This window comes from Tsukamurella sp. DT100 (genome assembly GCF_049844855.1).
In the GTDB taxonomy this organism is placed as follows: domain Bacteria; phylum Actinomycetota; class Actinomycetes; order Mycobacteriales; family Mycobacteriaceae; genus Tsukamurella.
Window position 1 is genome coordinate 519,409 of sequence record NZ_JBNCLV010000004.1, and the last position, 25,944, is coordinate 545,352.

Consider the following 25,944-nt stretch of genomic DNA (forward strand, 5'->3'; position numbering starts at 1 on the left):
GGCGATCAGCGGCACCCGCAGCCGCGAAGCGCGGCGGTCACGGCATCCATGGCGGGCCGGGCCACGTCGACCGGCGTACCGGAGGACATGAGCGTGAAGGTGAGGACCGCACCGTCGCGCCCGGGGACGTAGCCGGCGAGCGTGGAGACGCCCGACAGGCTTCCCGTCTTGGCGCGGACGTAGCCGGCGCCGGGGCGGTTGACGGTGGTGTACCGGTCGGCGAGCGTGCCGGTGGCGGCGGCGACCGGCAGCAGGTCCAGCAGGGGGCGCAGCTGGGGCTTGGCCGTACCGGCCGCCGCGGTGACGATGCCGTCGAGCACCGTCGCGGGGATGCGGTTGGCGTTGGACAGGCCGCTGGTGTCGGAGAGCTCGACGCCGGTGAGGTCGAAGCCGGCGTTCCGGAGCGCCCCGGTGACCGCGCGGGCGGCACCGTCGAAGGAGGCGGGCTGGTTCGTGGCGAGCGCGACCTCGCGGCCGATGGCCTCGGCGAGCACGTTGTCGGAGTGCACCAGCGCGTCGTGCAGGCGGGTGCTGAGCGGGGCGCTGCGGACGGCGGCGAGCTGCACGGCGCCCTGCGACGCGGTGCCCTCGGCGACGGCGGTCGGCGGCAGGCCGAGCGCGGCGGCGAGGGCGCGGCCGGCGGTCAGCGCGGGGTCGGTGACGCGGGGCGAGTAGTCCTCGGCGGGCCGGATGCGGCCGGAGTCGACGATGAGCGATTGCAGCGGGGTGATGTCGCCGCCCGCGATGTCGGCGCGCTCCCAGCCGCGCGCGAAGTCGGTGCCGGTGAACAGCGAGGTGTCGACGACGACCTTGGTGACCGTCGTGCCCGCGCGGCGGATCTGCGCGGCGAGGTCGGCGATCTTCGGCGCGTCCGTGAAGAGCGACGGTCCGCCGGCGCGCAGCGTCGGATCGCCCGCGCCGACGAGGACGACCTCGCCGGGGACGGCGCCCGCGACCACGGTGGTGGTGATCCGCTTGTCGGCGGGCAGGGTCAGCAGCGCGGCGGCGGCGGTGAGCACCTTGGTGGTCGACGCCGGGGTGCGGGGGCGGGTGGCGTCCCGCTGCCACAGCACCTGCCCGGTGCCGGCGTCGGCGATGACGCCGGTGAAGTCGCCCAGGTCGGGATTGCGCAGGGCCGCCTCGATCTGGGCGGTGATCCCAGCGGCGCTCGGCGCGACGGTGCCCGCGACCTGCGCGATCGCGGGACTGTAGGGCGCCTCGGCGGGGCGCGGCGGCACGGTGTCCGCCACGGCCTGCCGGTCGCGGTAGACGCCGTACCCCAGGGTGGCCGCGACGGCGCCGCCGACGACCAGCGCCAGCACGACCACGGTGATCGCGAGGCGCAGGAGGGTCCGTCGAATCCGCGAGCGTCGCACCGCACCACCCTAACGGCAGCCCGGAACCGGGAGCGGAGTGAGCGGGTCGGACCGGGTTCGCAAAGGGTATCCTCGTCGTGCATGGTTGACGCGAGCGAAGGGAAACAATGAGCGTCGAATTCGAGGTCACCGTCGAGATCGCCAAGGGCTCGCGGAACAAGTACGAGGTGGACCACAAGACCGGTCGGCTCAAGCTGGACCGGTATCTGTACACGGCCTTCGGCTACCCCACCGACTACGGCTACATCGAGGACACCCTGGGTGAGGACGGCGACCCGCTGGACGCGCTCGTGCTGCTGCAGGAGTCGGTGATCCCCGGATCGCTGGTCGACTGCCGCGCCGTCGCGATGTTCAAGATGGAGGACGAGAAGGGCGGCGACGACAAGGTGCTCGTCGTGCCCGCCGGCGATCCCCGCTGGGACTCGGTCCAGGACATCGGCGACATCGACAAGTTCGAGTTGGACGCCATCGAGCACTTCTTCGTCCACTACAAGGACCTCGAGCCCGGCAAGTTCGTCAAGGGCTCGACCTGGGTGGGCAAGAAGGAGGCCGAGGAGGAGATCGCCCGGTCGATCGCCCGCGCCGAGACCGCCGGGTCCGACGCGCACTGACACCGTGAGACGCGAAGCGGCGGCGAGGATCTCCTCGCCGCCGCTTCGCGTCTGTCCGGGCTTGCGGGCTACAGCTTGCCGGCGACGCGCCCCAGGATCTCCTCGAAGCCGGCCTGGTCGATCTTGCCGTCGGCCCCCGGGTTGGCGGTGACCATCGCGACCACGCCGCCCTTGCTGAAGTAGGCGGTGCGGGCGCCGGCGGACTGCCCGCTGATCGTGCGGGTCATCTCGAGCACGAAGCCCGTGCCGCCGACGTTCGCGGGCAGGTCCTTGCGGACGGCGGTCTGGGTCAGCGCATCGCCGTACTTCACGGTCGCGCACTCCCCTGTGCCGGCGGCCTCGAAGACGTCCAGGCGCGCCGAGCCCGGCAGCAGCGTGACGCCGTAGACGGCGGCGTCGCCCTTCGCGATGTTCTGCTGGACGCCGAACTTGATCGTCTCCACGACCTCCTGCTGCGCGGCGACGTTCTTGTCCTTGCAGGCCGCGGGCGTGATCTGCGCCGCCTGCACCTGGCCGACGGAGTTCATGGCGCCCTGGAAGGCGTCGTCGCTCGACACGGTGGTCAGGGTCAGCCCCGCGGGCAGGTCAGCCTGGGCGAGCGCCTTCGACGGCACGTCGACGTCCGGGGCGGCGGACGACGGTGCCGTCTCGTCGCCGCTCCCGCCGCAGCCGGCGAGCAGGAGGCCCGACGCGGCGAGCGCCGCGAGGATGCCGAGGGAACGGGTCTGGTCACTGCGGCGCAACGGCTTTCTCCTGCCGATCGGGGTAGCGGATCGGGCTAGACCTTACCGAACCGCCGCAGGAACGACGCGGTGAAGGCCGGGTAACCCCCGTCGCGGATCGCGCGGCGCGCGGCCGCGGCGAGGGACACGAAGAAGTGCTCGTTGTGCAGGGTGCACAGCGTCACGGCGAGGCCCTCGTTCGCGGCGAAGAGGTGGTGCACGTAGGCGCGGGTGAAGGCGTCCGTCCGGTTGGGCCCGCCCGGGCGCCCCTCGGCGGGGTCGAGCGGCCGGAAGTCCGCGCGCAGCGCGGGATCGGTGACGTCGAGGACGCCCGTCGAGGTGTAGACGCGGCCCTCGGCGCCGGCCCGCGCGGGCTCGGTGCCGTCGAGCAGGTCCACGCCCGCCTCGATCGCGGCCAGCAGATCCGCCGGGCCGGTGATGCCGCCGAGGTAGCGCGGACGGTCCGTCTCGAGCTCGCCGACGACGGCGCGCAGCAGCGCGGTCTCGTGGGCGGGGGCACCGACGCCCTCGATCCGGTAGCCGCCGAAGCCCAGTCCTCCGGCCCGCCGGTCCTCGTCCGCGAGCCTGCGCAGTGCGCGGGCCGCGGACCGTCGACGCTCGGGGTCCGCGCCGCCGGTCACCACGGCCCACAGCGAGAGGGCGTCGTGCCGGTCCGCGGTCTGCCAGGCGTGCTCGGCGAGCGCCCGGCGGGCCCACCGCTCGGTGCGCGCGGGGTCCGCCGCGTCGGCGAGCGCGAAGGCGACGTCGAAGCCCATGCGGTGCGCCAGGCGCACCGTCTCCTCGGGGTCCCAGCGATGCGGCGAGCCGTCGAGCCGGCCCCGGAAGGCGATGCCCTCGTCCGTGATCCGCGTCTTGCGCTGCGCGGCGACCGCGGCGACGCCGGTGTCGGCGATCGTGGGCGCCGCCCAGGCCATCGCGGCGCCGATGCCGCCGGCGCCCTCGATGACGTCGACACCGGGCTGCAGGTACAGCTCGTGCAGGTCGACGGTCAGCGCCGCGGCGCCGAGGTCGGTCAGCTCGCGCGGGGTGAGGCCGGCGATCGCGCCGCGGCTCGCCACCGGCACGTAGGCGGGCGTGGCGATCTCGCCGCGGGGCAGCACCATCCGGCCCGATCGGGCCCCGCCGGGACCGGTGGCTTCGACAGCGAAGCGCACGGAGTCGGTGGTGCCGGAAGCGCGCAGCCGGGTGTTGCCGGCGATCGCCCGGTAGCCGGTGCGCAGCTCGGCGAGTTCGGCGGCGAGCGAGGCGTTCTGGGCCCGGAGCTCGTCGATCTCGGAGCGGGAGGCCGCGGCCTGCGCGGGCGTGGGCGGTGTGGGGACGGGGCCGGTGGGCGGTTCGGTCACGATCTCCTCCGTCGCTGCTGTGCCCGCCACGGATGCCGCGGCGGCGCTGATCTCCGCGGTCTCGATGCTGTCAGGCGTCGCGGCGGCGCCGGCCTCCGGGGTGGTCGCCTCGATGGCCGGGGCGGTGCGCAGGGGCACCGCCTTCCAGAACAGTACGAGGACCAGGCCGATCGCCGCCAGCACGGTGACGGCGAGGAAGACCACGTCCATGGAGTCGGCGAACCCGGCCTTGAGCGGGTGCACCAGGGTGTCGGGCAGCTTCTGCAGCGCGGAGGTGTCGGACATGACGTCGCTGACGGCGCTGGAATCGCCGTGCACGAGCTTCGTGGCGAAGTCCTGCGCGGCCGGGCCGTCGTGGCCGGCGGCGGCGCGCTGGACGGCGGCCGTGTACTCGGGGTCCGCGGCCGCATCGGTCATCCGGCTGCTCATCTTGTGCGGCATCTGCGAGAACAGCACGGAGAGGAAGACCGCGACGCCCAGCGTGCCGCCGATCTGGCGGAAGAAGGTCGCGGCGGCGGTGGAGACGCCCATGTCGCGCGGCGGCAGGATGTTCTGCAGCGCCAGGGTGAGCGGCTGCATCAGGTTGCCGAGGCCGAAGCCGATCACGGCCGCACCCGCCATCACGTAGCCGATCTGCACATCCGCGCTGATGTAGTGCATGCCGAACATGCCCGCGGTGAGCAGTACCGCGCCGATGATCGGGAAGACGCGGTAGCGGCCGGTGCGGGAGATCACCTGGCCGGCCAGGATCGAGCCGAGCATGAGGCCCGCGACCATCGGCAGCATGAGGAAGCCCGCCTTCGTCGGGCTGGCGCCGCGGACCACCTGGAAGTACTGGGGAAGCAGCGAGATCCCGCCGAACATCGCGGCGCCCACGACCATCGAGATGAGCACGCCCTGCGCGAAGATGACGTTCTTGAAGATGCGCAGTGGGATGATCGCGTCCTCGCCCATGTACTTCTCGATGGCGATGAACGCGAGGACGCCGGCGGCGCCGATGCCGTAACAGATCAGCGCCTTGCTGGAGCCCCAGCCCCACTCCTGGCCCTGCTCGGCGACGATGAGCAGCGGGACCAGGCCGACGGACAGCGCGACCGCGCCGAACCAGTCGATGCGGACGCCCTCGCGGCGGGTGTGCGGCAGGCGCAGCACGCGGGAGACGACCGCGAGCGCGACGATGCCGATCGGCACGTTCACCAGGAAGACCCAGCGCCAGCCGGCGATGCCGAGGATGTTGTCGGCGCCCGAGAACAGGCCGCCGAGCACGGGTCCGAGCACCGAGCTGGTGCCGAACACGGCGAGGAAGTAGCCCTGGTACTTGGCGCGCTCGCGGGGCGGCACGATGTCGCCGATGATGGTGAGCGCCAGCGACATCAGGCCGCCGGCGCCGAGACCCTGGACCGCGCGGAAGGCGGCCAGCTCGTACATCGACGTGGCCGTGCTGCACAGCAGGGAGCCGATCACGAAGACCGTGATGGCGAACATGACGAAGGGCTTGCGCCCGTAGATGTCCGACAGCTTGCCGTACAGCGGGGTGACGATCGTCGAGGTGATGAGGTACGCCGTGGTGACCCACGCCTGCAGCTTGTAGCCGTTGAGGTCGTCCGCGATGGTCCGGATCGCGGTGGAGACGATCGTCTGGTCGAGCGCGGCCAGGAACATGCCGGTCATGAGCCCCGACAGGATGTAGAGGATCTGCTTGTGCGTGAGGCCCGCGCCCGCGGCCTCCTCCTGCTGGACCGTCGCGGCGGTCACTCGCCTTCCCGCATCAGCTTGAGGGCCTGCTCGAACTGCACCAGCGCCCGGTTCCCGAGCGTCACGAACTGGTCGATCTCCTCGTCGGTCCACTGCTCCATGAGGGGCCGGAGCTTCTCGTTGCGCTGCTGCCGGATGAACTCGACCTTGGCCTCCCCCGCCTCCGTCGCGGAGACGAGCGCCGCCCGGCGATCCGAGGGATCGGCGGTGCGCTCGGCGTAGCCCAGGTTGGTCAGGGTGGTGACGTACCTGCTCGCGGTGGACGGGTCGGTGTGGATCTGGTCCGCGAGCACGGACGAGCGCATGGGCCCGCCCTTCACCAGGGCGAAGAGCGCGGTGTACGCCGCCAGTTCGACGCCGTCCGGCGCGACCGCGTGCCGCGTCATCACGGCGTGCCGCTCCTTGAGCCGGGTGAGCTCGGCGATCACGCCGACGATCCCCTCGATCCGGTCCGCCCGTTCCTCGTCCGTCATCACGCCTCCGCAGGTCCCGTCCGCCCACGTCGCCGTGTTCGGACATGCAAAACTACGTGCAGCCTACAACTATTAGGAGAACTAGTCGACTCGGGCGAACCGGCCTATGCCGCCGATGTCGTGACGATTCTGGCACCAGTGAGCGCCACGAGCGCGGCGAAGTCGGTGCGGAAGATCGTGTCGTGCGTCCCGGCCGCGGCGTACAGGTCCGGATAGCCGGCGAGCGACTCGTCGATGACGGTGACCACCGGCCGCGGATGCCCGACGGGCGAGACGCCGCCGATGACCTGGCCGGTCGCGGCGGCCACGTCGTCCGGCTTCGCGCGGGTGATCGCGCCGTAGCCGAGCCGCTGCGCGAGGCCGTCGGTGTCCACGCGGTGCCGCCCGCTCGAGAGGACGAGCAGCGGCGCACCGTCGGCCAGGAAGACGAGGCTGTTGGCGATCGCGCCCACCTCGCAGCCGAGCGCCGCCGAGGCCTCCGCGGCGGTCTTGGCACCGTCCGGCACCAGGCGGACGGTGTCCGGGTGCCCCGCGGCGGCCAGGGCCGCGCGGACGGTCTCGGTGCGGGCGGAGTACTGCTCGGTCACGCCGATCAGTATGCCCGCCCCCGCTACGCGGCGAGCAGGGTGGCGATGAGGTCCTTGGTGCGCGCCCCGCCGACGGGGCGCAGCACGACGGCGTCGGCGACCTCGGCCGCGTAGACGTCCTCGATCAGGGACTTCAGGCCCGACGGGGTGCCGATGTACGTGATGCCCTGCGGCGCGGCGCCGCTCGGGGCGTAGCTGGCGCGGGCGTCGGCGGCGCGCTCGTCGATCACCACGTCGACCTCGAGCGCGACCGCGCCCGGCTCCCGCCCGGCGCGCTCGGCCTCGGCGCGCAGGTAGCCGCGCTCCCGCTGCGCGATGCGCAGGTCGGCGGCGCGTACGCGGGTCAGGTGCGAGGCCTCGGGCTCACCGTCGACGGTGACCACCAGTGCGGGGCGGGAGACGGTCGTCATGGATTCCTCCGGGTTCAGTTCGCTCGTGCGGACAGGTCTTCGAGGGCGCGCGCCAGGCGGCGCACCTCGTGCTCGCTCGTGCCGAGGCCGATGCTCGCGCGGACGGCGCCGTCGTAGCATCCCAATCGGTTAACGACGGGGTGGGCGCAGAACTTCCCGTCGCGCACGCCGATCCCGTGCTCGGACGAGAGGAACTCGGCGACCTCGCGGGGCGTGCGGCCGTCCACGGTGAAGGCGACGATGCCCACCCGCTCGGTGGAGTCGGCCCAGATCTTCAGCGTGCGGACACCGTCGACACCCTCGAGCGAACGCAGCAGCAGGTCGGTGAGGAAGCGCTCATGGCGCGCGATGGCGTCCTCACCGAGGCGGGCCATGGCCTCGCAGGCGGCGGCGATGGCGACCGCGCCGAGGACGTTGGGCGAGCCGGCCTCGTGCCGCGCGGGGCCGGTGTGCCAGGCGACCTCGACGGACTTCGACACGGGCGTGCCGATCACCTCGTAGCTGGCGCCGCCGCCGCAGCGGACGGGCTCGGCCTCGTCGAACCAGTCGGCGCGGCCGACGAGCACGCCGGAGCCGAAGGGCGCGTACAGCTTGTGCCCGGAGAAGGCGAGGTAGTCGACGCCGCTCTCGCGCAGCGAGATCCGACGGTGCGGGACCAGCTGGGCACCGTCGACCGCGATGCGTGCGCCGTGCCGGTGGGCGAGCGCGGCGAGCCGGCGGATGGGCAGCACCTCGCCGGTGACGTTGGACGCGCCGGTCACGCTGACCAGGGCCGCGGGGCGCGCGCGGAGCTCCTTCTCGAGCACCTCGAGGGTGCCCTCGATAGACAGCGGAGCGGAGATCACGCGGGCCCCGATCCGCTTCCACGGCAGCAGGTTCGCGTGGTGCTCGCAGTCGAGGACCACGACCTCGCCGGGGACGCAGCCCGCGAGCAGGTTGATCGAGTCGGTGGTGTTGCCGGTGAAGATGACGTGGTCGTCGGCGCGGGCGCCCACGAACTCGGCGACGACCTCGCGGGCCCGCTCGTAGCGGGAGGTGGAGCGCTGCGAGAGGTAGCCGGCGCCGCGGTGCACGCTCGCGTACTCGCCCAGCGCCTCCTGGACCGCCTGCTGCACCTCGACCAGGGCCGGCGCGCTCGCGGCGTAGTCGAAGTTGGCGTAGCGGACCGTCGCGCCGTCGGTGAGCGGGGCGTACTCGTCGGCGCCGGTCACGGCGGCGAGGGGGCCCAGCGACAGCGGCGTGCTGCGGACGGTCGGGGTCAGGCAGACGGCGGTGCGCTCGGTGGTGGCGATGCTCATGAGAGATGTCCTTCGGTATGAGGACGCACGGCACCTGTTTCCGACGTGCCGCGAATCCGCGCTTGCCGCACTCGTTCGGTGCGGCCAGGTCGTCACCCGGAGCACCCCACCGCGGAGGAGGGTTGCCGACCAGCGAGCCGGGGCTTGTCGCTGGCACTCATGACCTGCGTCGAGAATGCCCTGTCGTGCGGCCCGTCGTCAAGGTTCGAATCACGGCGACGCCAAACCTCCGGGAGTACATTCGCGGGCATGAGCGAGTGGACGTACCTGATGGACATGGACGGAGTGCTGGTCCATGAGGAGCACCTCATCCCCGGCGCCGACGCGTTCATCGCGGAGCTGACGGCAGCCGGGACGCCGTTCATGGTGCTCACCAACAACTCGACGCGCACCCCTCGCGACCTGCGCGCACGCCTGGTCGCCACCGGGCTCGACATACCCGAATCGCGGATCTGGACCTCCGCGCTCGCCACCGCGAAGTTCCTCCAGGACCAGCGGCCGAACGGCACCGCCTACGTGGTCGGCGAGTCGGGCCTGACGACGGCGCTGCACGACGCGGGCTACGTGCTCACCGACAACGATCCGGACTACGTGGTGCTCGGCGAGACCCGCACCTACTCCTTCGAGGCGATCACCACGGCGATCCGCCTGATCGACCGCGGCTCGCGCTTCATCGCGACGAACCCGGACCCGACGGGGCCGTCGCGCGACGGGCTGCTGCCCGCCACCGGCGCCGTGGCCGCCCTGATCCGCGAGGCCACGGGCCGCTCGCCCTATTACGTGGGCAAGCCGAACTCGCTGATGATGAGGTCCGCGCTGCGCGCGCTCGGGGCGCACTCCGCGGACACGCTGATGATCGGCGACCGGATGGACACCGACATCGTCTGCGGCCTGGAGGCGGGCCTGCGCACCATCCTCGTGCTCACCGGCATCTCCACCCGCGAGTCGGTGACCGCCTACCCGTACCGGCCGACCCGCACCATCGACTCCGTCGCCGACCTCGTCGGACACACGGAAGACCCGTTCCCCGGCTGAGAGCACCCAGCCGGGGAACGGGTCACTGCCCCTTGACGTTCACGATCTGGCGCAGGACGGCGCGGACCGTGACCAACTGCTCCGCGTCGGCCATCACCCGGTCGATCGGCTTGTAGGCCTGTGGGATCTCGTCGATGAAGTCGGGGCTGTCGCGGAACTCGATGCCCGTCATGGCCTCCCGCAGCTGCTCGTGCGTGAAGGCCTTGCGCGCCGCGGACCGGGAGTACTCCCTGCCCGCGCCGTGCGGCGAACTGTTCAGCGACGGGGCGAAGCCCTTGCCCTCGACGATGTACGACGCGGTGCCCATCGAGCCCGGGATGAGGCCGAGCTTGCCCTCGGTGGCCTCGATCGCACCCTTCCTCGACACCCACACCTCCTTGCCGAAGTGCTTCTCGCGCTTGGTGAAGTTGTGGTGGCAGTTGATCCGCTCCGCCTCCACGACGGGCGTCCCCACCCACTCGCCGAGCTGGCGGACCACCCGGTCCATCATCTCCTCACGGTTGAGCAGCGCGAAGTGCTGCGCCCACGTCAGCTCGGCGATGTACCGGCGGAACTCGGGCGTCCCCTCCACGAGGTACGCGAGGTCCGGGTCCGGCAGCGGGATCCACCACTGCTTGCACAGGCGGGTCGCTACGGCGATGTGGTGCTGGGCGATCTTGTTGCCCACGCCCCGGGAGCCGGAGTGCAGGAACGCCCAGACGGTATCGTCCTCATCGAGGCTGATCTCGATGAAGTGATTCCCGCCGCCGAGGGTGCCCAGCTGCAGCGCCCAGTTCCCGGCGTACTGCGCGGGGTCGAAATCCGCCCGCTCGGCGAGCGCCGTCAGCTCCGCGATCCTCGGCTCCGCCGTGGCCACGACCTTCTTGTTGTAGCGGCCCGGCGACAGCGGGACCGCCCGCTCGATGGCCTCACGCACCGTCGCGCGGTCGTCGGGCAGGTCGGACTTCGTGAACTGGGTGCGGACCGCGATCATGCCGCAGCCGATGTCGACGCCGACCGCCGCGGGGATCACGGCGCCGAGGCTCGGGATGACCGAGCCGACGGTGGCGCCCTTGCCCAGGTGGGCGTCGGGCATCAACGCGATGTGCGGGTAGATGAACGGCAGCTTCGCCGTGTTGATCGCCTGCTCGCGGGTCTTCTCGTCCAGGATGGACGCCCACGAGACCAAGGACTTACTGATCTTCTCCATGTCTTTCTCGTCTCGGTGTGATGGTCACCGGTCCGAGTGGCCATGCGTGTGACGCATGGCTCCCGAGCCGGCGATGAAGCGACGGCCCGGGTTGCCGCAGGTTATGCGGGCACGCCGAACCGACGGCGGTAGCACTGCCGCAGCGATTCGGGGAGCTTGCGCATATCCATGAACGGCAGGGTATTCGACCGCGCCACAGCGGTCCACCGACTTTCCCGGTCTACAACCCGTGCTCCCAGGGCGAGCGCCACTCCGTGAACATTTCGGACACCCGGTCCCGCTCAGCCGGGCTCCTCAGAATGAGGTCCGAACCGCCGTCGTACGGACAGTGGACCCAGGTGGCGTACGAATCCGTCACGACGACATCGCCAGTGCGATCGTCGGCGACAACCTTGAACAACTCCCGCAACACAGGCGCATCACGGTGGACGCGGTGCAGGTACGCGTGCGCCCATGCCTGCTCCTCGTCCTGGTCGTACCCCTCGGAAACGCTTCGCCAATAGCGTGGCTGCGGAAGGAGGTCAGCAAGAAGGGAGGTGCGCCGGACGGGCCGCGGCGACGTCGAGAACGAAAATGCGAACGTCACGACCGTCAGGACCTCGTCCTCGCCGCGCAGCTCGTCAAGAACCGCGAAGTACCGCCGCAATAGTTCCTCGTACTCGGCTTCAGTCTCGGCGTAGCGCTTGCTCTCTGGAAGGCTGTGCAGCCGAACCCACCTGCTGTGCCGGGATCCGTTCCGCAACTCCATCGCACGAAGAGTGGCTCCGAAGTTGTGACGCCACGCGGCGTCGAACTCCGCGACCTCGCCCGCAGTCGGTCGCCGGATTCCGCGGGAATCACTCATCGGGGGCCGCTCCAGTCGACGTCTTCGATCGCGGGCAGCTGGAGCGGGCCGCTGCCGTAGTGGTAGACCTCGAGGCTCGCGAGGTAGCCGTCGAGCAGGAACACGATCATTCCGCCCAACGGTATGTCTCCGTCGCCGGGGATCTCTGCGCCCACCGGGAGCGGACTCGGCGCGGCGGCGGGCGACAACACACGGTCCGCCACAAGATCGACCGTGCCACAGCCGCATCTACAGGATCGCACCGGGTTTACGCGGAGGGTCGCAAACTGGGCGCGGAGCTCGTCGACGCCGGGATAGTCGAACGATAGGAAGCCGTCGAGAATTGCCCGCTCACGATCGGTGAGCGGGCGCAGATTCTTAGGCGCGGACGGTTCCATGAGCTGCACCGTAATTCGGCCCGTGATTGCGGCGCCAGTGGTTTCACCGGCGAATACTCCGTTGATCTCGCGCGGCGCAGCGACCTAGCGTCGACCACATGCCGCTCGTACACCGCGCCGTCGTCTCTCTGCAGGTCAGCGGCGGCGCCCTGGACCCCGTGATCGTCACGCGGATGCTCGACACTCCGCCGACTCTGTCCTACGCGAGGGGCGATCCGGTGCCGACCGGACGCGGCGCGCGGACCGCAGGTTTCGGCCTGTGGTCACTCGAGGGTGGCTCCACCGAGCCGGCCGACATCGACGAGCAGGTGATGCAGCTCCTGAGCCGCCTCCCCTCCGACCTCGCCGTATGGCACGAGCTGCGCGATCGATATTCCGTCCGCCTGTTCTGCGGATGGTTCCTCCAAGGCGGGAACGAAGGTCTCGTCGTCTCTCCGATGACGCTCAGCGCGCTCGGCGATCGGGGAATCGCACTCGACCTCGACATCTATGCGGGTCCGCCTCGGATCAGCGACCGAACCTAAGGTGGGCGAATGGCACTGCTGGAAGTCATCGCCCTGGACGCACGCGATGCCGTCGCCGCACAGGAGGGCGGGGCGGACCGGGTGGAGCTGGTCGCGGACATGGCGGCCGACGGGCTGAGCCCCTCCCCTACCACCGTCGCCGAGGTCCGTGCCGCCGTGGACATCCCCGTGCGCGTGATGCTCCGGCTCGTCGACGGATTCGTGCCCGGGGACCTCGGCGCGCTGGTGCGGCGCACCGTCGACCTGAGAAGCGCTGGGGCGGAGGAGTTCGTGCTCGGCTTCCTCACCCCCGACGGCGCCGTGGACCTGCCGGCCGTGACGCGGGTCGTCGAGGCGATCGACGGCGCGCCGTGGACCTTCCACCGCGCGATCGACCACTGCGCGGACCGCGCAGCGCTGCGGGCCGCCGTGGCGGAGCTGCCGGGGCTCGACGGCTTCCTCACCGCGGGCGCGGCCTCCGGCGTCGATCACGGCATCGCCACGCTCATCGCGGAAGCGTCAGGACTGCAAAGGATCCTGGCCGGCGGCGGACTGCGCCCAGATCACCTGCCGCGCCTCACGACAGCGGGCATCGACGCCTTCCACATCGGGAGCGCGGCGCGACCCGAGGGATGGGATTCCCCGGTGTCGGCGGATGCCACGCGTCGGTGGCGAGCGGCGCTGAATGTGCGGTCATCCGGCTGAGCGATCGTGAGAACGAACGACCGCACATTTCCGCCGGATCAACCGAGGGCGCGGTCCAGGTCGTCGATGAGGTCGTCGACGTTCTCCAGCCCGACGGACAGGCGCAGCATCGAATCGGTGAGCCCGATCTTCGCGCGACCCTCCGGCCCCGTCGCGCGATGCGTCGTGGTGGCGGGGTGGGTGATCAGCGACTTGGCGTCGCCGAAGTTGTTGGAGATGTCGATGACCTGCAGCCGGTTGAGGAACTCGAAGGCCCGCGCCTTCCCTGCGGCCGAAGCGGAATCGGCCAGCTCGAGGGTGATCACGGTGCCGCCGGCCTTCATCTGGGCCTTCGCCAGCTCGTGCTGCGGGTGCGAGGGCAGAAAGGGGAAGAGCACCTTCGAGACGCGGGGGTCGGCGTCGAGGAACTCGGCGACCTTCTGCGCGTTCGCGCTGACCCGCTCGGCCCGCAGGTCCAGCGTCTCCAGCGCCTTGAGCAGCACCCAGGCGTTGAACGGCGCCATCGCGGGGCCCGTGTGCCGCATCAGCTGCTTCACCGGACCGTCGATGTAGTCGAACCGGCCGAGGATCGCGCCGCCCATGACGCGGCCCTGGCCGTCCATGGTCTTGGTGGAGGAGTGCACAATCACGTCGGCGCCCATCCCGAGCGAATCCTGGTAGCCGACCGGCGTGAAGCCGGCGTCGAGCACGACCTGCGCGCCCGCGGCGTGCGCCAGCGATGCCACGGCGCGCACGTCGACGAGGCCCTGCATCGGGTTCGCGGGGGTCTCGAAGAAGACGGCCTGGGTGGGGACGCTGAGCGCCTCCTCCCACTGGGCGAGGTCCTCGCCGTCGACGAAGACGGTTTCGATGCCCCAGCGCGGCAGGATCTCGTTGCACACGACGTAGCAGGAGCCGAACAGCGAGCGGGCCGCCACGAGCCGGTCGCCGGCCTTGAGCAGCGCGCCGAGTGCGGTGAAGACGGCGGACATGCCGGAGGCGGTCGCGAAGCAGGCCTCGGCGCCCTCCAGGAGGCGCAGGCGCTCCTGGAACATCGCCACCGTCGGATTGCCGTAGCGCGAGTACACGAACCGGTCGATGTCGCCGTTGAAGGCGGCCTCGGCGGCCTCGGCGCTCTCGTAGGTGTAGCCCGAGTTCAGGAAGAGCGCCTCGGAGGTCTCCTCGTAGTTCGTGCGCAGGACGCCGCCGCGCACCGCGTACGTCTCGGGCCGCAGGCCGTCGGGCAGGGGGCTGAACTCCGTCATGGCTTCAGCCTAGAACTGCCGCCAGGGCAGGCCGTCAGCGCGCCAGCCCGCGACGCCCCGGTGCCCGAGTGCGTCGATGGGGCCCTCGAAGCCGTCGAGCACGTTGTAGGCGCGCGTCACGCCGGCGGCGGTGGCGGTCTCCGCGGCGCCGATCGAGCGGTGCCCGGAGCGGCAGAGGAAGACCACGGGTGCCTCGTCGGTGACGCCCTTGGCGCGGAGCTCGTCGACGAACGTGGGGTTGAGCGCACCGTCGGGATAGCGCTGCCACTCGACGAGCACGGGATTGCGCCCGACCTGCGAGAGCTCGGGGATGCCGACGTAGTTCCACTCGGCCTCGGTGCGGCAGTCGACGAGGATGGCCGCGGGGTCCTGTTCGAGCAGCTCCCAGGCCTCGCGCGGCGTCAGGTTTCCGGCGTAGTTCACGAGCACTTCTTCCACTTGCCGTCTTCGCGGACGAACTTCGCCTGCTCGGTGCGCTCGCCCGCCTTCTCGTAGGTCACCGTGAGATCGGCGGACGCGGAGTCGCCGTTCACGGTGAGGTTCTTGACGCCCTTCTCGTCCAGCTTCGCCTCGCCTTCGCGCTCGACGACGGCCTTGCGCGCGTCGGGGAAGCCGGCCTCCTTCGGGAAGTCGGCGGCGGAGCGGTCCTTGGCGCAGGTGTTGGCGACGAGATCCGCGTACCGCCCCTTGTTCAGGGCGCCGTAGTACTGGCCGATCGTGACCTGGACCTGCGCGGAATCGCTGAGCCGCTCATCGGAGGGGCGGATCGCGTTCCAGGCGAGGACGCCGCCGATGAGCACGACGGCGACCACGAGCGCGATGATGAACGGGGTCGCCGTGGTGCGGCGTTCGGGCGGCGGTCCGGCGGGGGCCTTGTCTGCGCTCACTGAAGTCTCTACCCTCTGCTACTAGAACACGTTCCAGTTCCTTGGATGGGTGGGATGGACCACCCGCACTAGGAACAGTTGATAAGTCCGCACTAACCTGGTGGGGAACTTCAACCGCGTATGCAGACAAGGTAGCCGACTTCACATGACCGAACAGAACCGCCCGTTGCGCGTCGCGATCGTGGGCGCGGGCCCCGCTGGTATCTACGCAGCGGACGCCCTCATGAAGTCCGACGAGGCGAAGGACCCCGGCGTCAGCATCGATCTCTTCGAGAAGATGCCGGCACCGTTCGGCCTGATCCGGTACGGCGTCGCCCCCGATCATCCGCGGATCAAGGGCATCATCACCGCGCTGCACAAGGTGCTCGACAAGCCGCAGGTCCGCCTGCTCGGCAACCTCGACTTCGGCAAGGACTTCACCCTCGAGGACGTGCGCCGCCACTACGACGCGGTGATCTTCTCCACGGGCGCCGTCGCCGACCGCAACCTGGAGATCCCCGGCATCGACCTGGAGGGCAGCTACGGCGCCGCCGAGTTCGTGGCCTGGTACGACGGGCACCCGGACTTCTCGCGCGAGTGGCCGCTCACCGAGGAGAAGGTGGCCGTCCTGGGCGTCGGCAACGTGGGCCTCGACGTGGCCCGCGTGCTGGCCAAGACCGCAGACGAGCTGCTCCCCACCGAGATCCCGCCGAACGTCTACGAGGGCCTCAAGGTCAACAAGGCCAAGGAGGTGCACGTCTTCGGTCGCCGCGGCCCGGCGCAGGTGAAGTTCACTCCGCTCGAGCTCAAGGAGCTCGACCACTCGCAGACCATCGAGGTCGTCGTGAACCCCGAGGACATCGAGTACGACGAGGGCTCGGCCAAGGCCCGCCGCGAGTCGAAGATCACCGACCAGGTCGCCACGATCCTCGAGAACTACGCGATCCGCGAGCCGAACAACCGCCCGCACAAGCTGTTCATCCACCTCTTCGAGTCGCCCGTCGAGATCCTGGGCGAGAACGGCAAGGTCACGGGCCTGCGCACCGAGCGCACCGAGCTCGACGGCACCGGCAACGTCCGGGGCACCGGCAAGTTCACCGACTGGGAGCTCGGCGCCGTCTACCGCGCCGTCGGCTACCTCTCGAACGACCTGCCCGAGATCCCCTTCGACGACCAGGCCGGCGTCATCCCCAACGAGGCCGGCCGCGTCATCGACGCAGGTCAGCACATCACGGGCGTCTACACCACCGGCTGGATCAAGCGCGGCCCCGTCGGCCTCATCGGCCACACCAAGGGCGACGCCAACGAGACCATCGCGTGCCTGTTGGAGGACTTCCACGCCGGCAAGCTGAACGCCCCGTCGGACCCGTCGACCACCGGCGTCACCGACTGGCTGGACGACCACGACACCCCGTACACCACCTGGGACGGCTGGTACCGCCTCGACGAGCACGAGCGCAGCCTGGGCGAGGCCGAGGGCCGCGAGCGCGTGAAGGTCGTCGAGCGCGGCGACATGCTGGCCGCCTCGGAGCCGGGCAAGGTCCAGCAGGACTAGTCCCGAGCGCACGTACGACGGTGCCGCCGTCCCGATTTTTCGGGGCGGCGGCACTTTTCGCTCACGATGATTCTAATTCGGTCGCGCGGTGACTCCTCGCCGCGCGGGCGCTCAGTCCGGTCGCGCGGTGACGACGGGGCCGTCGGCCGGGTCGTGCCCGACCCGCGCGACGCCGAGCGCGGCGGCACGCGTCCGCGTCGCGGTGACGGTGACCGTCGTGGTGCGCGTCGTCGTCGACGTGGTGGTCGTGGTCGACGTGGTGGTCTTCGTCCGGGTGACCGTGACGGTCTCCGTCCGCGTCGCGTCGCGCTGGACGACGCAATCATCCCGCGCGGCGGCGCCGCAGTCCGCGCCCGCGGGCCCCGCGGTGAGCACCGCCCCGACCGTCACCAGTCCCGCGCACGCGCCGATGGCCGCAATCGCTCGTTTCATCGTTCTCCTCCTCCTCGTCGGCCGCGACGGGCCGACGCATTCATTCCCAGGTGAATCCGTAGGGGCCGTGCGTACAGGACTGGAGTCCGCCCGGGCCAACGCGCTGAGCGCCCATGGCGGTGCACTTCTCGCCGCCGGGGAAGGCGGGCTTGACGATCCAGATCCCGCCGGAGCAGGTGAGCGGTTGCCCCGGTGCCGTCTCTCCGATGGTGCACGACTTCCCTGGGCTGGGCGGCGTGAAGTCCCGCTCCCACTTCCCGAATCGGCACTCGTAGCCGGGCTTCGTCTCGAACATCCGGCACTCCGCGCCGGTCGACGGATCGGCGGATGCCGTGCCCGCCCCGACACCGGGCACCAGCAGCACCATGGCCACCGCGGCGAGCACGCCAGGGTAGGTCCGGGTTGTCCGCTTCTGCATACGCAACACTCTAGGCGAGCCGTCGCGCGCCCACGGCGCACTCGGCCATCTGTCGCCGGGCCTCGTCCTGCAGTGGATTGTGACCGCTGAGCGGGAAAATCCACCGCAGGGCACCGTGCGGGAGTCAGCCGGCCGCCCAGTCCCAGACGGGCCAGAGGGCGCGACCGAGGGCCTCGCCGCGAGGCGTGAGTTCGTACTGCTTGTCGGGGAGCTTGCGGGCGATGCCCTTCTCGACGAGCTGCGCGAGCCGGGTGGCGAGCACGCTGGAGCTGCAATTGCCCATGCGCCTGCGCAATTCGAGGAAGCCGAGCGATCCCGGCTCGAGCTCCCAGACGATGCGCAACACCCAGCGCTGACCGAGCAGGTCCATCGCAGCGACCGCCGCGGGATCCGGTTCCTCGCGGCGCTGCGGCACCACATCGCGCACTGACACGAGACAGAGCCTACTTGCGCTTCTGAAATCGAAGCGTCATGCTGGCGGCAGTTCTAAATCAGAAGCATGGAGGTTCAGCGATGGCGGTCGTAGTGGTGACCGGGGCGTCCCGCGGGGTGGGCGCCGAGACGGCGGTGGCGCTCGGCGCGCGCGGGCACGACGTGGTGGTGAACTACCGCGAGAAGGAACGCCGGGCGGAGAAGGTGTGCGACCTGGTCCGCGAGGCCGGCGGGCGGGCGATCGCGGTGGGCGCGGACGTGACCGCGGCCGATGGACCGGCCCACCTCCTCGATGCGGCGGTCGCCGCGTTCGGCCCGATCGACGCGGTGGTCCTCAACGCCTCCGGCGGCCTGGAGCTCGGCGCCGACCAGGACTACGCGATGCGGTTGAACCGGGACGCGCAGGTCGCCGCGGCCCGCGCGGCCGCGGAGCACCTGCGGCCGGGCGGGCGGATCGTCTTCGTCACCAGCCACCAGGCACACTTCTCCGAGACCCACCCCGTGCCCGCCGGCTACGAGCCGATCGCGGCCAGCAAGCTCGCCGGGGAGCGGGCCCTGCGCGCGCTCGCCGCGGAACTCGGCCTCGACGTGCGCGTCGTCTCGGGCGACATGATCGAGGGCACGATCATCGTCCGGCTCCTGGAGCGCCGCGACCCCGCCGCCGTCGAGGAACGGCGCAGCCACGGCCCCCTGCCGACCGCCACCGAGTTCGCCGCCGCGATCGCAGGCACCGTCGACACCGGCGGCTCGCCGGAGCACACCACCACCTACGTGGGCGGCCGCGACCTCGTCGCGGGCCTACAGCGGTGAGTACTCCCACGACCCGCTACCGCTGAGCTCGAGTCGGTGCGCGTGGTGCCTGTCGACGGTGCTGCGATGGGCGACGCTCACGAGGACGACCTCGGGCACCTCGCCCCGGATCAGCGTGTACAGCGAGTGCTCGAGCCCCTCGTCGACGGCGGACGTGGCCTCGTCGAGGAACACGGCCTGCGGCCTGATCAGGAGGATGCGCGCGAACGCGATGCGCTGCTGCTCGCCCGGGGAGAGCACCGCCGCCCAGTCCTCCTCGTCGTCCAGCCGGTCCGCGAGATGTGGCAGGAAGACCTTGCCGAGGACCTCCCGCAGTAGGTCGTCGCCGAACGCGCCGGGCTCCGCCGGGTAGCTCAGCGCGGTCCGCAGGTCGCCGAGCGGCAGATACGGCAGCTGCGACACGAACAGCGTCTCGGCTCCAGCGGGGCGCCCGATCTCGCCGTCCGCATAGGGCCAGATCCTGGCGAGCGCGCGCAGGAGGGTCGTCTTGCCGGATCCCGAGACACCCTTGACGACCACGGCGTCGCCGGGCTCCAGGTGCAGCCGGAGGTCGTCGACGAGAACGACCCCGTCGGGCTTGCGGACGCCGATGCCGTCGAGCCTAACCGACCGGTCCTCGTCGGTTCCCTTGACGCGCGGCAGCTTCCGGGACTCATCGTCGGCCGTGAGAAGGCCGTCCAAACGGATGAGGGATGCGCGGTACTCCGCGAAGTCGTCGTACGACAAACGGAAGAACGACAGCGAGTCGTGCACCTGCCGGAACGCGCTCGCGGTCTGACTGACGTCACCGATGGTGAGCTCGCCGGAGAAGACCCGCGGCGCCTGGATCACCATCGGGAACACCTCCGCCGTCTGACTCACGGTGAGGTTCCACCCGCTGAACTTCAAGGAGCGGAACACGATCGCCCAGGTGTTGGCGATCACCGCGGAGAACCGGCCGAGGAGCGTGCGCCGCTCGACCTGCTCCCCCTGGTAGAACGCCACCCGCTCGGCGTTGTCCCGCAGACGCACGAGCGCGTACCGGTACGCGGCGGTGAGGCGCTCGTTGATGAAGTTGAGATTGATGAGCGGCCGACCGATCCAGAAGGCGATCACCGTGCTGATCAGCACGTACGCGAACACCAGCCACAGCATCGCGCGGGGAATCGTGACGCCGAGGATCGTCATGGGTGCGGACAGCTCCCAAAGGATCTTCGTGAACGAGATGATCGACGCCACCGCGTTGACCGCCCCGAACGACAGGGACACCGACGTGGCCACGAACGCGGTGATGTCCGCCTGGATCCGCTGGTCGGGGTTGTCGATCGTGTCGTCGATGAACCGATTGCGGTAGTACGCCTCGCCGTCGAGGTAGTCGTCGACGACACGTTCGGTGAGCCAGATCCGCCAGTCGATGACGAGCCATTGGTTCACGAGGTAGTCGATCAACGCCCGCGCCACCCACAGCACGGCGAGCAGCGCGAAGATCCGCATCGACAGCCAGAACCCGTCCTCGGCAGCCTGCAGCGCCGGCGAATCACCCTTCGACACCGCCTGCACGGCGTACTGCAGCGCCGTCTGCGAGTCGTTGTAGAAGTACGTGAACAGCACGGACAACCGGACGGCCGCGAGCGTCGACACGATGAGCAGCAGGATGCGCGCATAGACCCGCCAGGAGTCACGCCCCGTGAAGTACGCGCCGGAGACGCGCCAGAACTGGCGGCCCCACTTCGTACTCACGAAGCAGACCGCGAGCACGACCACGAAGATCGGCGTGGTGATAGCGACCGCCTTGAGCAGCCACCACGCACTCGCGGCCCACTCCGCACTCCAATCGTTGGACATCTCCATCCCGCGGCTCCTCTGCTGGACCGTGTGAAGAATTGAGGAAGCTTAACCCGTATCAGCCCAGCGCACGCGGCATGTGCTCGCGATGATCGAGTCGATTAGGGTAGCCTCAGCTTCATGGGTAGAGGAGTGACCGGCCTGATCCTCAAGGCGATGCGGGCGGACGACTACGTTTTCACGGTGCTGTCGACGGAGGCCGTCAGCGAGCACTATCACCGCATCCGTTTCGACGGCGGCGACTTCCTGCAGGACAACCCGTGGTTCCCGACCATGTGGGTGCGCCTGTGGGTGCCGAAGAGCGGCGCCGCGACGACCGACGCGGACGAGGGGACGCTCGTGCAGCGCGGCTACACGATCGTCGCGCCCGAGGGCTCGGAGTTCACCATCGAGTTCGCGATGCACGACGGTCCCGCGCCCAGTTGGGCCCTGGACGCCGAGCCGGGCGACCGGATCGCCGCCACCATGATGGGCGCCGACCTGACGGTCCCGGAGGAGCCGGCACCGTCGGAGTACGTGCTCGTGGGCGACGCCGCGTCGATCCCCGCGATCAACAGCATCCTCGGGACCGCGCAGGCCCCGTGCCGCGTGTACCTGGAGTACCAGCACGACGGCGAGCGGGAGCTTCACGTGCAGAGCGAGGCCGTCACCTGGGTGCCGCGCGAGAACCGCGGCGCCACACTGGTGTCCACGGTCGTCGGCGCCGGGATCGGTGCGGATGCCTTCCTGTTCGTCGCCGCCGAGACCAAGGCGACGCGCGAGATCACCAAGGCCGCCAAGCGCGACTTCGGCCTGCCGAAGGACCGGATCAAGTCCCAGGCCTACTGGCTGCAGCGCGGATAACCCGTTGGCACCCCGCCGCTACGGCGCCTAGAGTGCACCCCGTGAGTTCTTCGGCAGCAGCCGCCGCGGCAGCGGCAGCAGTGGTGGACCGCGGCCGCGCGTAGCGGCGGCGGAGCCTCCCACACCATCTCGGCTTCACCGCCCCAGCATCCTTCCGCTGGGCGGCGATTCGCGCTGCCCGGGTGATCCTCGACCCGGAGAACTCCCTTCATGCCCACCCATCACGGGGGCCGTCATGAGCACGGCCAGAACTTCCTCACCGACGATGCCGTCATCGGCCGATTCGTCGACCTCACCCGCCGCACCGACGGTCCGATCCTCGAGATCGGTCCCGGCGCAGGTGCATTGACCGATCCACTCCTTCGCCTGGGACGACCGCTCACGGCCGTCGAGATCGACGGCGGGCACGCCCGACGCCTGCGCGCGCGACACCCGGAGGCGACCGTCGTGCACGGGGATTTCCTGCGGCACCGGCTACCGGCGGAACCCCATGCGGTGGTGGGGAATCTACCCTTCCACCTGACCACCGCCGTGCTCCGCAAGCTGCTGCACGCGCCGCACTGGACCGGCGCGGTCCTCGTGGTGCAGTGGGAGGTCGCGCGCCGTCGGGCCGGTGTCGGCGGCGCGACGATGATGACCGCGCAGTGGTCCCCCTGGTACGACTTCGGCCTCGCCGGACGGGTTCCCGCCGCGGCCTTCACCCCCCGTCCGTCCGTCGACGCGGGACTACTGACGATCGCGCGCCGCAGCACGCCCCTCGTGCCGGTGGCGCGCCGGCGCGATTACGCCGCCTTCGTGCACGCCGTCTTCACCGGCCGCGGCCACGGGCTGCCCGAGGTCCTGGCGGGCGTGGCGCCGCGGCACCGTCGGGCGGAAGCGCGGAAGTGGGCGGCCCGACGGGGCCACCGCGGCACGCCCCTCCCCCGCGACCTCGGCACTCCCGAGTGGGTGGAGGCCTTCGAGCGGTTCGCCTAGTCCTCCGGGCGCTGCGGCGGGAGGCCCATGGAGGTGGGCGGGTTGTGGTCGTACTCCTCGGTCTCCGGAGTCGCCGGGGGCGTCGGAGGCTTCGGACGCGTCGCGGTCTCGCCGGTCGGCTGGCGCGGCGCGGGCTGGATCGGGCGGGGCGGCGCGGGGCGCCGGCCCGCGACGGGGTGCATGCTCGTCGGCGCGACCGGCTCACCGGGGCCGGCCGGCGGCGGGGCCACGCGCGACGAGGGCTGCTGCGGCGGCACGACCGGGGAGGCCGCGGTCGGCGGGGCGGGCGGCACGACGGGCGATGCCGCGGTCGGCGGGGCCGGCGGCGGGGTGGGCTGCGGCGGCGCCTTCTGGATCGGGATCTGCTGGGCCGGGGGCTGCTGCGCCGGAGTCGGCTGAGCGGGCCGCTGCACCGGCATCGCCCGGGTCGACGGGTCGTCGAGCGGCGGCTGCGGCCGCTGGATCGGCACGGCCGTGGTCTCGGGCGCGCCCTGCTGGAACGGGTCCGCGCTGTCGACGACGACCACCCGGCCGGCCGCCTCGGCGGCGTTGGCGCGCGCCACCTCGATGGTGTCGGCGGTCGCGACGGCGACGCCGAGGCGTCGCTTGGCATAGCCCTCGGGCTTGCCGAACAGGCGCAGGTCGCTCTCCGGCACGTCGAGCGCGCGGGAGACGCTGTCGAAGGCGACGGAGCTGCTGTCCTTCGTCCCGTAGATCACCGCGGACGCGGCCGGCGACATGAGCGAGGTGTCCACCGGCAGGCCGAGGATCGCGCGGGCGTGCAGCTCGAACTCGGAGAGCCGCTGCGAACCCAGGGTCACCAGGCCGGTGTCGTGCGGGCGGGGCGAGACCTCGGAGAAGTAGACGTCGTCGCCCTTGACGAAGAGCTCCACGCCGAACACGCCGCGGCCGCCGGTGCCGCCGTCGCCGAGGGCGGTGGTGATGCGGCCCGCGACGGAGGTCGCCGCGTCGTAGGCGGCCTGGCTCATCGCCTGCGGCTGCCAGGACTCGACGTAGTCACCGTCGGACTGCCGGTGCCCGATGGGCTCGCAGAACCGGGTGACCACCTTGCCGCGCTCGGCGTCGTAGACGCGCACCGTGAGCAGCGTGATCTCGTAATCGAAGTCGACGAAGCCCTCGACGATCACCCGCTCGTTGCGGACGCGGCCGCCCTCCACGGCGTACTGCCAGGCGCCGTCGAGCTCCTCGATCGAGCGGACTACGGACTGGCCCTTGCCCGAGCTCGACATGACCGGCTTGATCACGCACGGGAAGCCGACCTCCCGGGAGGCGGCGCGCACCTCGTCGAGCGACGAGGCGAAGGCGTACGGCGAGCACGGCAGGCCGAGCTCCTCGGCGGCGAGCTTGCGGATGCCCTCGCGGTTCATCGTCAGCGCGACGGCCCGCGCCGTCGGGATGACCTCGGCGAGGCCCTCCTCGTCGACGGCGACCAGGGCCTCGGTGGCGAGGGCCTCGATCTCGGGGACCACGAAGTCGGGCTTCTCCGCCTCGATGACGCGACGGACCTCGGCGGCGTCGGTCATGTCGATGACGTGGCTGCGGTGCGCGACCTGCATCGCGGGCGCGTTCGCGTAGCGGTCGACGGCGATCGTCTCGACGCCCAGGCGCTGGAAGGCGATCACCACCTCCTTGCCCAGCTCGCCCGAACCCAGCATCAGCGCCTTCGTGGCGCCGGAGGTGAGCGCCGTGCCGATCCGGGGGTTGCCGCCGGTGTCGCTGAGGTTCGTCATGGGGTCCATTCTGGCAAACGCGGCGTCCCGCGGTGCGGCTGCCGACCCGTCGATTCGCGTTTGCTTCCGATCGTTCTGCGGTGGTGAACGTTTCACTTGTTATCGCTCGGGGTGCCGCGGGAGGCGCCTACGTTCGGGGGATGAAGGCACTCGTGATCAGGAGCGCCGTCGTCGCGGCGACCGGCGGACTCATCTTCGGATTCGACACGGCGGTGATCTCCGGCGCCGAGGAGCAGATCCAGGAGCAGTTCCACCTGTCCGACGCCGCGATCGGTTTCACGGTGACGACCGCGCTGATCGGCACCATCGTCGGCGCGATCGTGTCCGGCAGGCTCGCGGACAGGTTCGGCCGGAAGAAGGTGCTGTACGCGATCGGCGTGCTGTACGTGGTGAGCGCCGTGGGCTGCGCGCTGGCGCCCACGTCGTCAGTGGAGGTGCTGCAGGCCTTCCGGTTCCTCGGCGGCCTCGGCATCGGCGCGTCGAGCGTGTGCGCCCCGATCTACACCGCCGAGATCGCGCCGCCGAAGTTCCGCGGGCGGCTCGTGGGCCTCGTGCAGTTCAACATCGTGTTGGGCATCCTGGTGGCGTACGCGTCGAACGCGATCATCCGCACCGTCCTGGGCGACGACCCCAACGCCTGGCGCTGGATGCTCGGGGTGATGGTGGTGCCGGCGGTGCTGTTCCTCGTCCTGCTCCCGACGGTGCCGGAGACGCCCCGCTGGCTCGCCGGTCACGGCGACCTCGCCGGGGCGCGCGCCACGTCCGAGCGGCTCTGCTCCACGCCAGCCGAGGCCGACGCGCAGATGGCGGAGATCCAGGAGACGCTCGCCGCCGAGCAGGGCGAGAAGACGAAGTTCTACACCCGCGGCCACCGCAAGGTGATCCTGCTGGCCGTCGCGATCGCCTTCTTCAACCAGATGTCCGGCATCAACGCGATCCTCTACTACGCGCCGCGCGTGATGCAGGACGCCGGCGCCAGCACGAACGCCGCGTACCTGATGTCCGTCGCGGTGGGCGTGATGAACCTGGTCGCCACGATGGCCGCGCTGACCGTGATCGACCGGCTCGGGCGCCGCCGGCTCATGTTGGTCGGCTCGGTGGGCTACCTGGTCTCGCTCGGGTTCATGGCCGCCGTGATGTTCTACTACGAGAGCGACGGCCGCTCGTTCGACAGCACCTCGTCGATCCTGGTCCTGCTGGGGCTGATGGTCTTCATCGCCTCGCACGCCTTCGGCCAGGGCGCGGTGATCTGGGTGTTCCTCTCGGAGATCTTCCCCAACAGCATTCGCGGCCGCGGGCAGGCGCTCGGTAGCCTCACGCACTGGGTGTGGGCCGCCATCACGAGCTTCGCGTTCCCGCCCATCATCGGCGCCTTCGGCGGCGGCGTCGCCTTCTCGATCTTCTTCGGGTTCATGGTGCTGCAGCTGCTCTGGGTGATAAAGGTGATGCCGGAGACCAAGGGCATTCCGCTCGAGGAGATGGCCGAGCGGCTGGGCCTCGAGGCGGAAGCCAACGCACCGGCACCGGCCACGAAGGGGAAATGAG

The 25,944-nt window shown here is 70.8% G+C and carries 27 protein-coding genes, 1 pseudogene and 1 riboswitch; of the genes and pseudogenes, 9 read left to right on the plus strand and 19 right to left on the minus strand.

Annotation, left to right across the window (positions count from 1 at the left end):
* Positions 1-5: 5 nt before the first annotated feature.
* Positions 6-1,376 carry a D-alanyl-D-alanine carboxypeptidase/D-alanyl-D-alanine endopeptidase gene (gene dacB / locus ACLQ3K_RS12880; RefSeq protein ID WP_425999739.1) on the minus strand — a complete coding sequence of 457 codons (1,371 nt, stop codon included), beginning with the start codon at positions 1,374-1,376 and terminating at the stop codon, positions 6-8.
* Between the two features lie 107 nt (positions 1,377-1,483).
* On the opposite strand from dacB, the gene ACLQ3K_RS12885 reads away from it, so the two are divergent.
* Positions 1,484-1,987, plus strand: a complete 504-nt coding sequence (locus ACLQ3K_RS12885) for an inorganic diphosphatase (protein ID WP_068523642.1) — start codon at positions 1,484-1,486, stop codon at positions 1,985-1,987.
* Between the two features lie 68 nt (positions 1,988-2,055).
* Here the strand turns inward: ACLQ3K_RS12885 and ACLQ3K_RS12890 are convergent, their stop codons facing one another.
* The 7 genes and pseudogenes from ACLQ3K_RS12890 to ACLQ3K_RS12920 all read right to left on the minus strand — a co-directional run bounded on the left by ACLQ3K_RS12890 (position 2,056) and on the right by ACLQ3K_RS12920 (position 8,596).
* Positions 2,056-2,730, minus strand: coding sequence for a hypothetical protein (locus ACLQ3K_RS12890; protein WP_336669779.1), 675 nt, complete (start codon positions 2,728-2,730; stop codon positions 2,056-2,058).
* Between the two features lie 35 nt (positions 2,731-2,765).
* Positions 2,766-4,103, minus strand: a complete 1,338-nt coding sequence (locus ACLQ3K_RS12895) for a tRNA-guanine transglycosylase (protein WP_425999830.1) — start codon at positions 4,101-4,103, stop codon at positions 2,766-2,768.
* Between the two features lie 63 nt (positions 4,104-4,166).
* Positions 4,167-5,828 (minus strand): annotated as a pseudogene (locus ACLQ3K_RS12900) (MDR family MFS transporter); the annotation flags it as partial.
* Entirely contained in the window at positions 5,825-6,301 is a 477-nt protein-coding gene (locus ACLQ3K_RS12905) for a MarR family winged helix-turn-helix transcriptional regulator (protein ID WP_224645947.1), read from the minus strand. The pseudogene ACLQ3K_RS12900 and the gene ACLQ3K_RS12905, both read right to left, overlap by 4 nt.
* A 104-nt stretch (positions 6,302-6,405) precedes the next feature.
* Complete coding sequence (locus ACLQ3K_RS12910) at positions 6,406-6,888, minus strand: YbaK/EbsC family protein (RefSeq protein ID WP_425999742.1); 483 nt, start codon at positions 6,886-6,888, stop codon at positions 6,406-6,408.
* A gap of 23 nt (positions 6,889-6,911) precedes the next feature.
* Positions 6,912-7,298: a hypothetical protein gene (locus ACLQ3K_RS12915; protein WP_224645945.1), complete on the minus strand. Its 387-nt coding sequence runs from the start codon at positions 7,296-7,298 to the stop codon at positions 6,912-6,914.
* A 14-nt stretch (positions 7,299-7,312) separates the two neighbouring features.
* Positions 7,313-8,596: an aminotransferase class V-fold PLP-dependent enzyme gene (locus ACLQ3K_RS12920; RefSeq protein ID WP_425999744.1), complete on the minus strand. Its 1,284-nt coding sequence runs from the start codon at positions 8,594-8,596 to the stop codon at positions 7,313-7,315.
* A gap of 53 nt (positions 8,597-8,649) precedes the next feature.
* Positions 8,650-8,761, minus strand: a riboswitch (SAM riboswitch).
* An 84-nt stretch (positions 8,762-8,845) separates the two neighbouring features.
* On the opposite strand from ACLQ3K_RS12920, the gene ACLQ3K_RS12925 reads away from it, so the two are divergent.
* A complete protein-coding gene (locus ACLQ3K_RS12925; RefSeq protein ID WP_161499513.1) occupies positions 8,846-9,631 on the plus strand; it encodes an HAD-IIA family hydrolase in 786 nt (261 codons plus the stop codon).
* A gap of 22 nt (positions 9,632-9,653) precedes the next feature.
* On the opposite strand, the gene ACLQ3K_RS12930 is transcribed toward ACLQ3K_RS12925, so the two are convergent.
* From ACLQ3K_RS12930 to ACLQ3K_RS12940, 3 genes are all read right to left on the minus strand, one after another.
* Positions 9,654-10,820: an RtcB family protein gene (locus ACLQ3K_RS12930; RefSeq protein WP_425999746.1), complete on the minus strand. Its 1,167-nt coding sequence runs from the start codon at positions 10,818-10,820 to the stop codon at positions 9,654-9,656.
* Between the two features lie 220 nt (positions 10,821-11,040).
* Entirely contained in the window at positions 11,041-11,664 is a 624-nt protein-coding gene (locus tag ACLQ3K_RS12935; RefSeq protein WP_425999748.1) for a DUF3885 domain-containing protein, read from the minus strand.
* Positions 11,661-12,041: a hypothetical protein gene (locus ACLQ3K_RS12940; RefSeq protein WP_425999750.1), complete on the minus strand. Its 381-nt coding sequence runs from the start codon at positions 12,039-12,041 to the stop codon at positions 11,661-11,663. The genes ACLQ3K_RS12935 and ACLQ3K_RS12940 overlap by 4 nt, the downstream gene beginning before the upstream one ends.
* Positions 12,042-12,139: 98 nt before the next feature.
* Here ACLQ3K_RS12940 and ACLQ3K_RS12945 point away from each other — a divergent pair, with 98 nt between their 5' ends.
* Together ACLQ3K_RS12945 and ACLQ3K_RS12950 are read left to right on the plus strand one after the other, a co-directional pair.
* The gene (locus ACLQ3K_RS12945) at positions 12,140-12,565 is read left to right on the plus strand and encodes a DUF4279 domain-containing protein (protein WP_425999752.1); all 426 of its coding nucleotides are present in this window, start codon (positions 12,140-12,142) and stop codon (positions 12,563-12,565) included.
* A 9-nt stretch (positions 12,566-12,574) separates the two neighbouring features.
* Positions 12,575-13,249, plus strand: a complete 675-nt coding sequence (locus tag ACLQ3K_RS12950) for a copper homeostasis protein CutC (RefSeq protein WP_425999754.1) — start codon at positions 12,575-12,577, stop codon at positions 13,247-13,249.
* 38 nt (positions 13,250-13,287) lie between these two features.
* Here the strand turns inward: ACLQ3K_RS12950 and ACLQ3K_RS12955 are convergent, their stop codons facing one another.
* Genes ACLQ3K_RS12955 through ACLQ3K_RS12965 form a run of 3 tightly spaced genes read right to left on the minus strand, consistent with a single transcriptional unit; the run spans position 13,288 to position 15,380 of the window.
* On the minus strand, positions 13,288-14,493 hold the full coding sequence (locus ACLQ3K_RS12955; protein WP_425999756.1) for an O-succinylhomoserine sulfhydrylase: 1,206 nt from the start codon (positions 14,491-14,493) through the stop codon (positions 13,288-13,290).
* A gap of 9 nt (positions 14,494-14,502) precedes the next feature.
* Positions 14,503-14,916, minus strand: a complete 414-nt coding sequence (locus ACLQ3K_RS12960; protein WP_425999758.1) for a rhodanese-like domain-containing protein — start codon at positions 14,914-14,916, stop codon at positions 14,503-14,505.
* Positions 14,913-15,380, minus strand: coding sequence for a hypothetical protein (locus ACLQ3K_RS12965; RefSeq protein WP_425999760.1), 468 nt, complete (start codon positions 15,378-15,380; stop codon positions 14,913-14,915). The genes ACLQ3K_RS12960 and ACLQ3K_RS12965 overlap by 4 nt, the downstream gene beginning before the upstream one ends.
* Before the next feature lie 145 nt (positions 15,381-15,525).
* Here ACLQ3K_RS12965 and ACLQ3K_RS12970 point away from each other — a divergent pair, with 145 nt between their 5' ends.
* Positions 15,526-16,914, plus strand: a complete 1,389-nt coding sequence (locus ACLQ3K_RS12970; RefSeq protein WP_224645933.1) for an FAD-dependent oxidoreductase — start codon at positions 15,526-15,528, stop codon at positions 16,912-16,914.
* 111 nt (positions 16,915-17,025) lie between these two features.
* Here ACLQ3K_RS12970 and ACLQ3K_RS12975 read toward each other — a convergent pair whose 3' ends face one another.
* The 3 genes from ACLQ3K_RS12975 to ACLQ3K_RS12985 form a co-directional block, all read right to left on the minus strand.
* On the minus strand, positions 17,026-17,346 hold the full coding sequence (locus ACLQ3K_RS12975; protein WP_224645932.1) for a hypothetical protein: 321 nt from the start codon (positions 17,344-17,346) through the stop codon (positions 17,026-17,028).
* Between the two features lie 40 nt (positions 17,347-17,386).
* Positions 17,387-17,764 carry a hypothetical protein gene (locus ACLQ3K_RS12980; protein ID WP_425999763.1) on the minus strand — a complete coding sequence of 126 codons (378 nt, stop codon included), beginning with the start codon at positions 17,762-17,764 and terminating at the stop codon, positions 17,387-17,389.
* 124 nt (positions 17,765-17,888) lie between these two features.
* Positions 17,889-18,197, minus strand: coding sequence for a winged helix-turn-helix transcriptional regulator (locus ACLQ3K_RS12985; protein ID WP_425999765.1), 309 nt, complete (start codon positions 18,195-18,197; stop codon positions 17,889-17,891).
* A gap of 80 nt (positions 18,198-18,277) precedes the next feature.
* Here ACLQ3K_RS12985 and ACLQ3K_RS12990 point away from each other — a divergent pair, with 80 nt between their 5' ends.
* Positions 18,278-19,006 (plus strand): SDR family oxidoreductase, encoded by a 729-nt coding sequence (locus ACLQ3K_RS12990; RefSeq protein ID WP_425999767.1) that lies wholly within the window; start codon positions 18,278-18,280, stop codon positions 19,004-19,006.
* Here the strand turns inward: ACLQ3K_RS12990 and ACLQ3K_RS12995 are convergent.
* Positions 18,995-20,836 carry an ABC transporter ATP-binding protein/permease gene (locus ACLQ3K_RS12995; protein WP_425999769.1) on the minus strand — a complete coding sequence of 614 codons (1,842 nt, stop codon included), beginning with the start codon at positions 20,834-20,836 and terminating at the stop codon, positions 18,995-18,997. The genes ACLQ3K_RS12990 and ACLQ3K_RS12995 overlap by 12 nt on opposite strands.
* A gap of 114 nt (positions 20,837-20,950) precedes the next feature.
* Between ACLQ3K_RS12995 and ACLQ3K_RS13000 the strand changes: the two genes are divergently transcribed.
* Complete coding sequence (locus tag ACLQ3K_RS13000; RefSeq protein ID WP_425999770.1) at positions 20,951-21,673, plus strand: siderophore-interacting protein; 723 nt, start codon at positions 20,951-20,953, stop codon at positions 21,671-21,673.
* 210 nt (positions 21,674-21,883) lie between these two features.
* Positions 21,884-22,648 carry a 23S ribosomal RNA methyltransferase Erm gene (erm, locus tag ACLQ3K_RS13005; RefSeq protein ID WP_425999772.1) on the plus strand — a complete coding sequence of 255 codons (765 nt, stop codon included), beginning with the start codon at positions 21,884-21,886 and terminating at the stop codon, positions 22,646-22,648.
* Here the strand turns inward: erm and purT are convergent.
* Complete coding sequence (purT, locus tag ACLQ3K_RS13010) at positions 22,645-24,399, minus strand: formate-dependent phosphoribosylglycinamide formyltransferase (protein WP_425999774.1); 1,755 nt, start codon at positions 24,397-24,399, stop codon at positions 22,645-22,647. The two genes, erm and purT, sit on opposite strands and share 4 nt — an antisense overlap.
* Before the next feature lie 140 nt (positions 24,400-24,539).
* Between purT and ACLQ3K_RS13015 the strand changes: the two genes are divergently transcribed.
* Positions 24,540-25,943: a sugar porter family MFS transporter gene (locus tag ACLQ3K_RS13015; protein ID WP_425999776.1), complete on the plus strand. Its 1,404-nt coding sequence runs from the start codon at positions 24,540-24,542 to the stop codon at positions 25,941-25,943.
* Position 25,944: the final 1 nt, after the last annotated feature.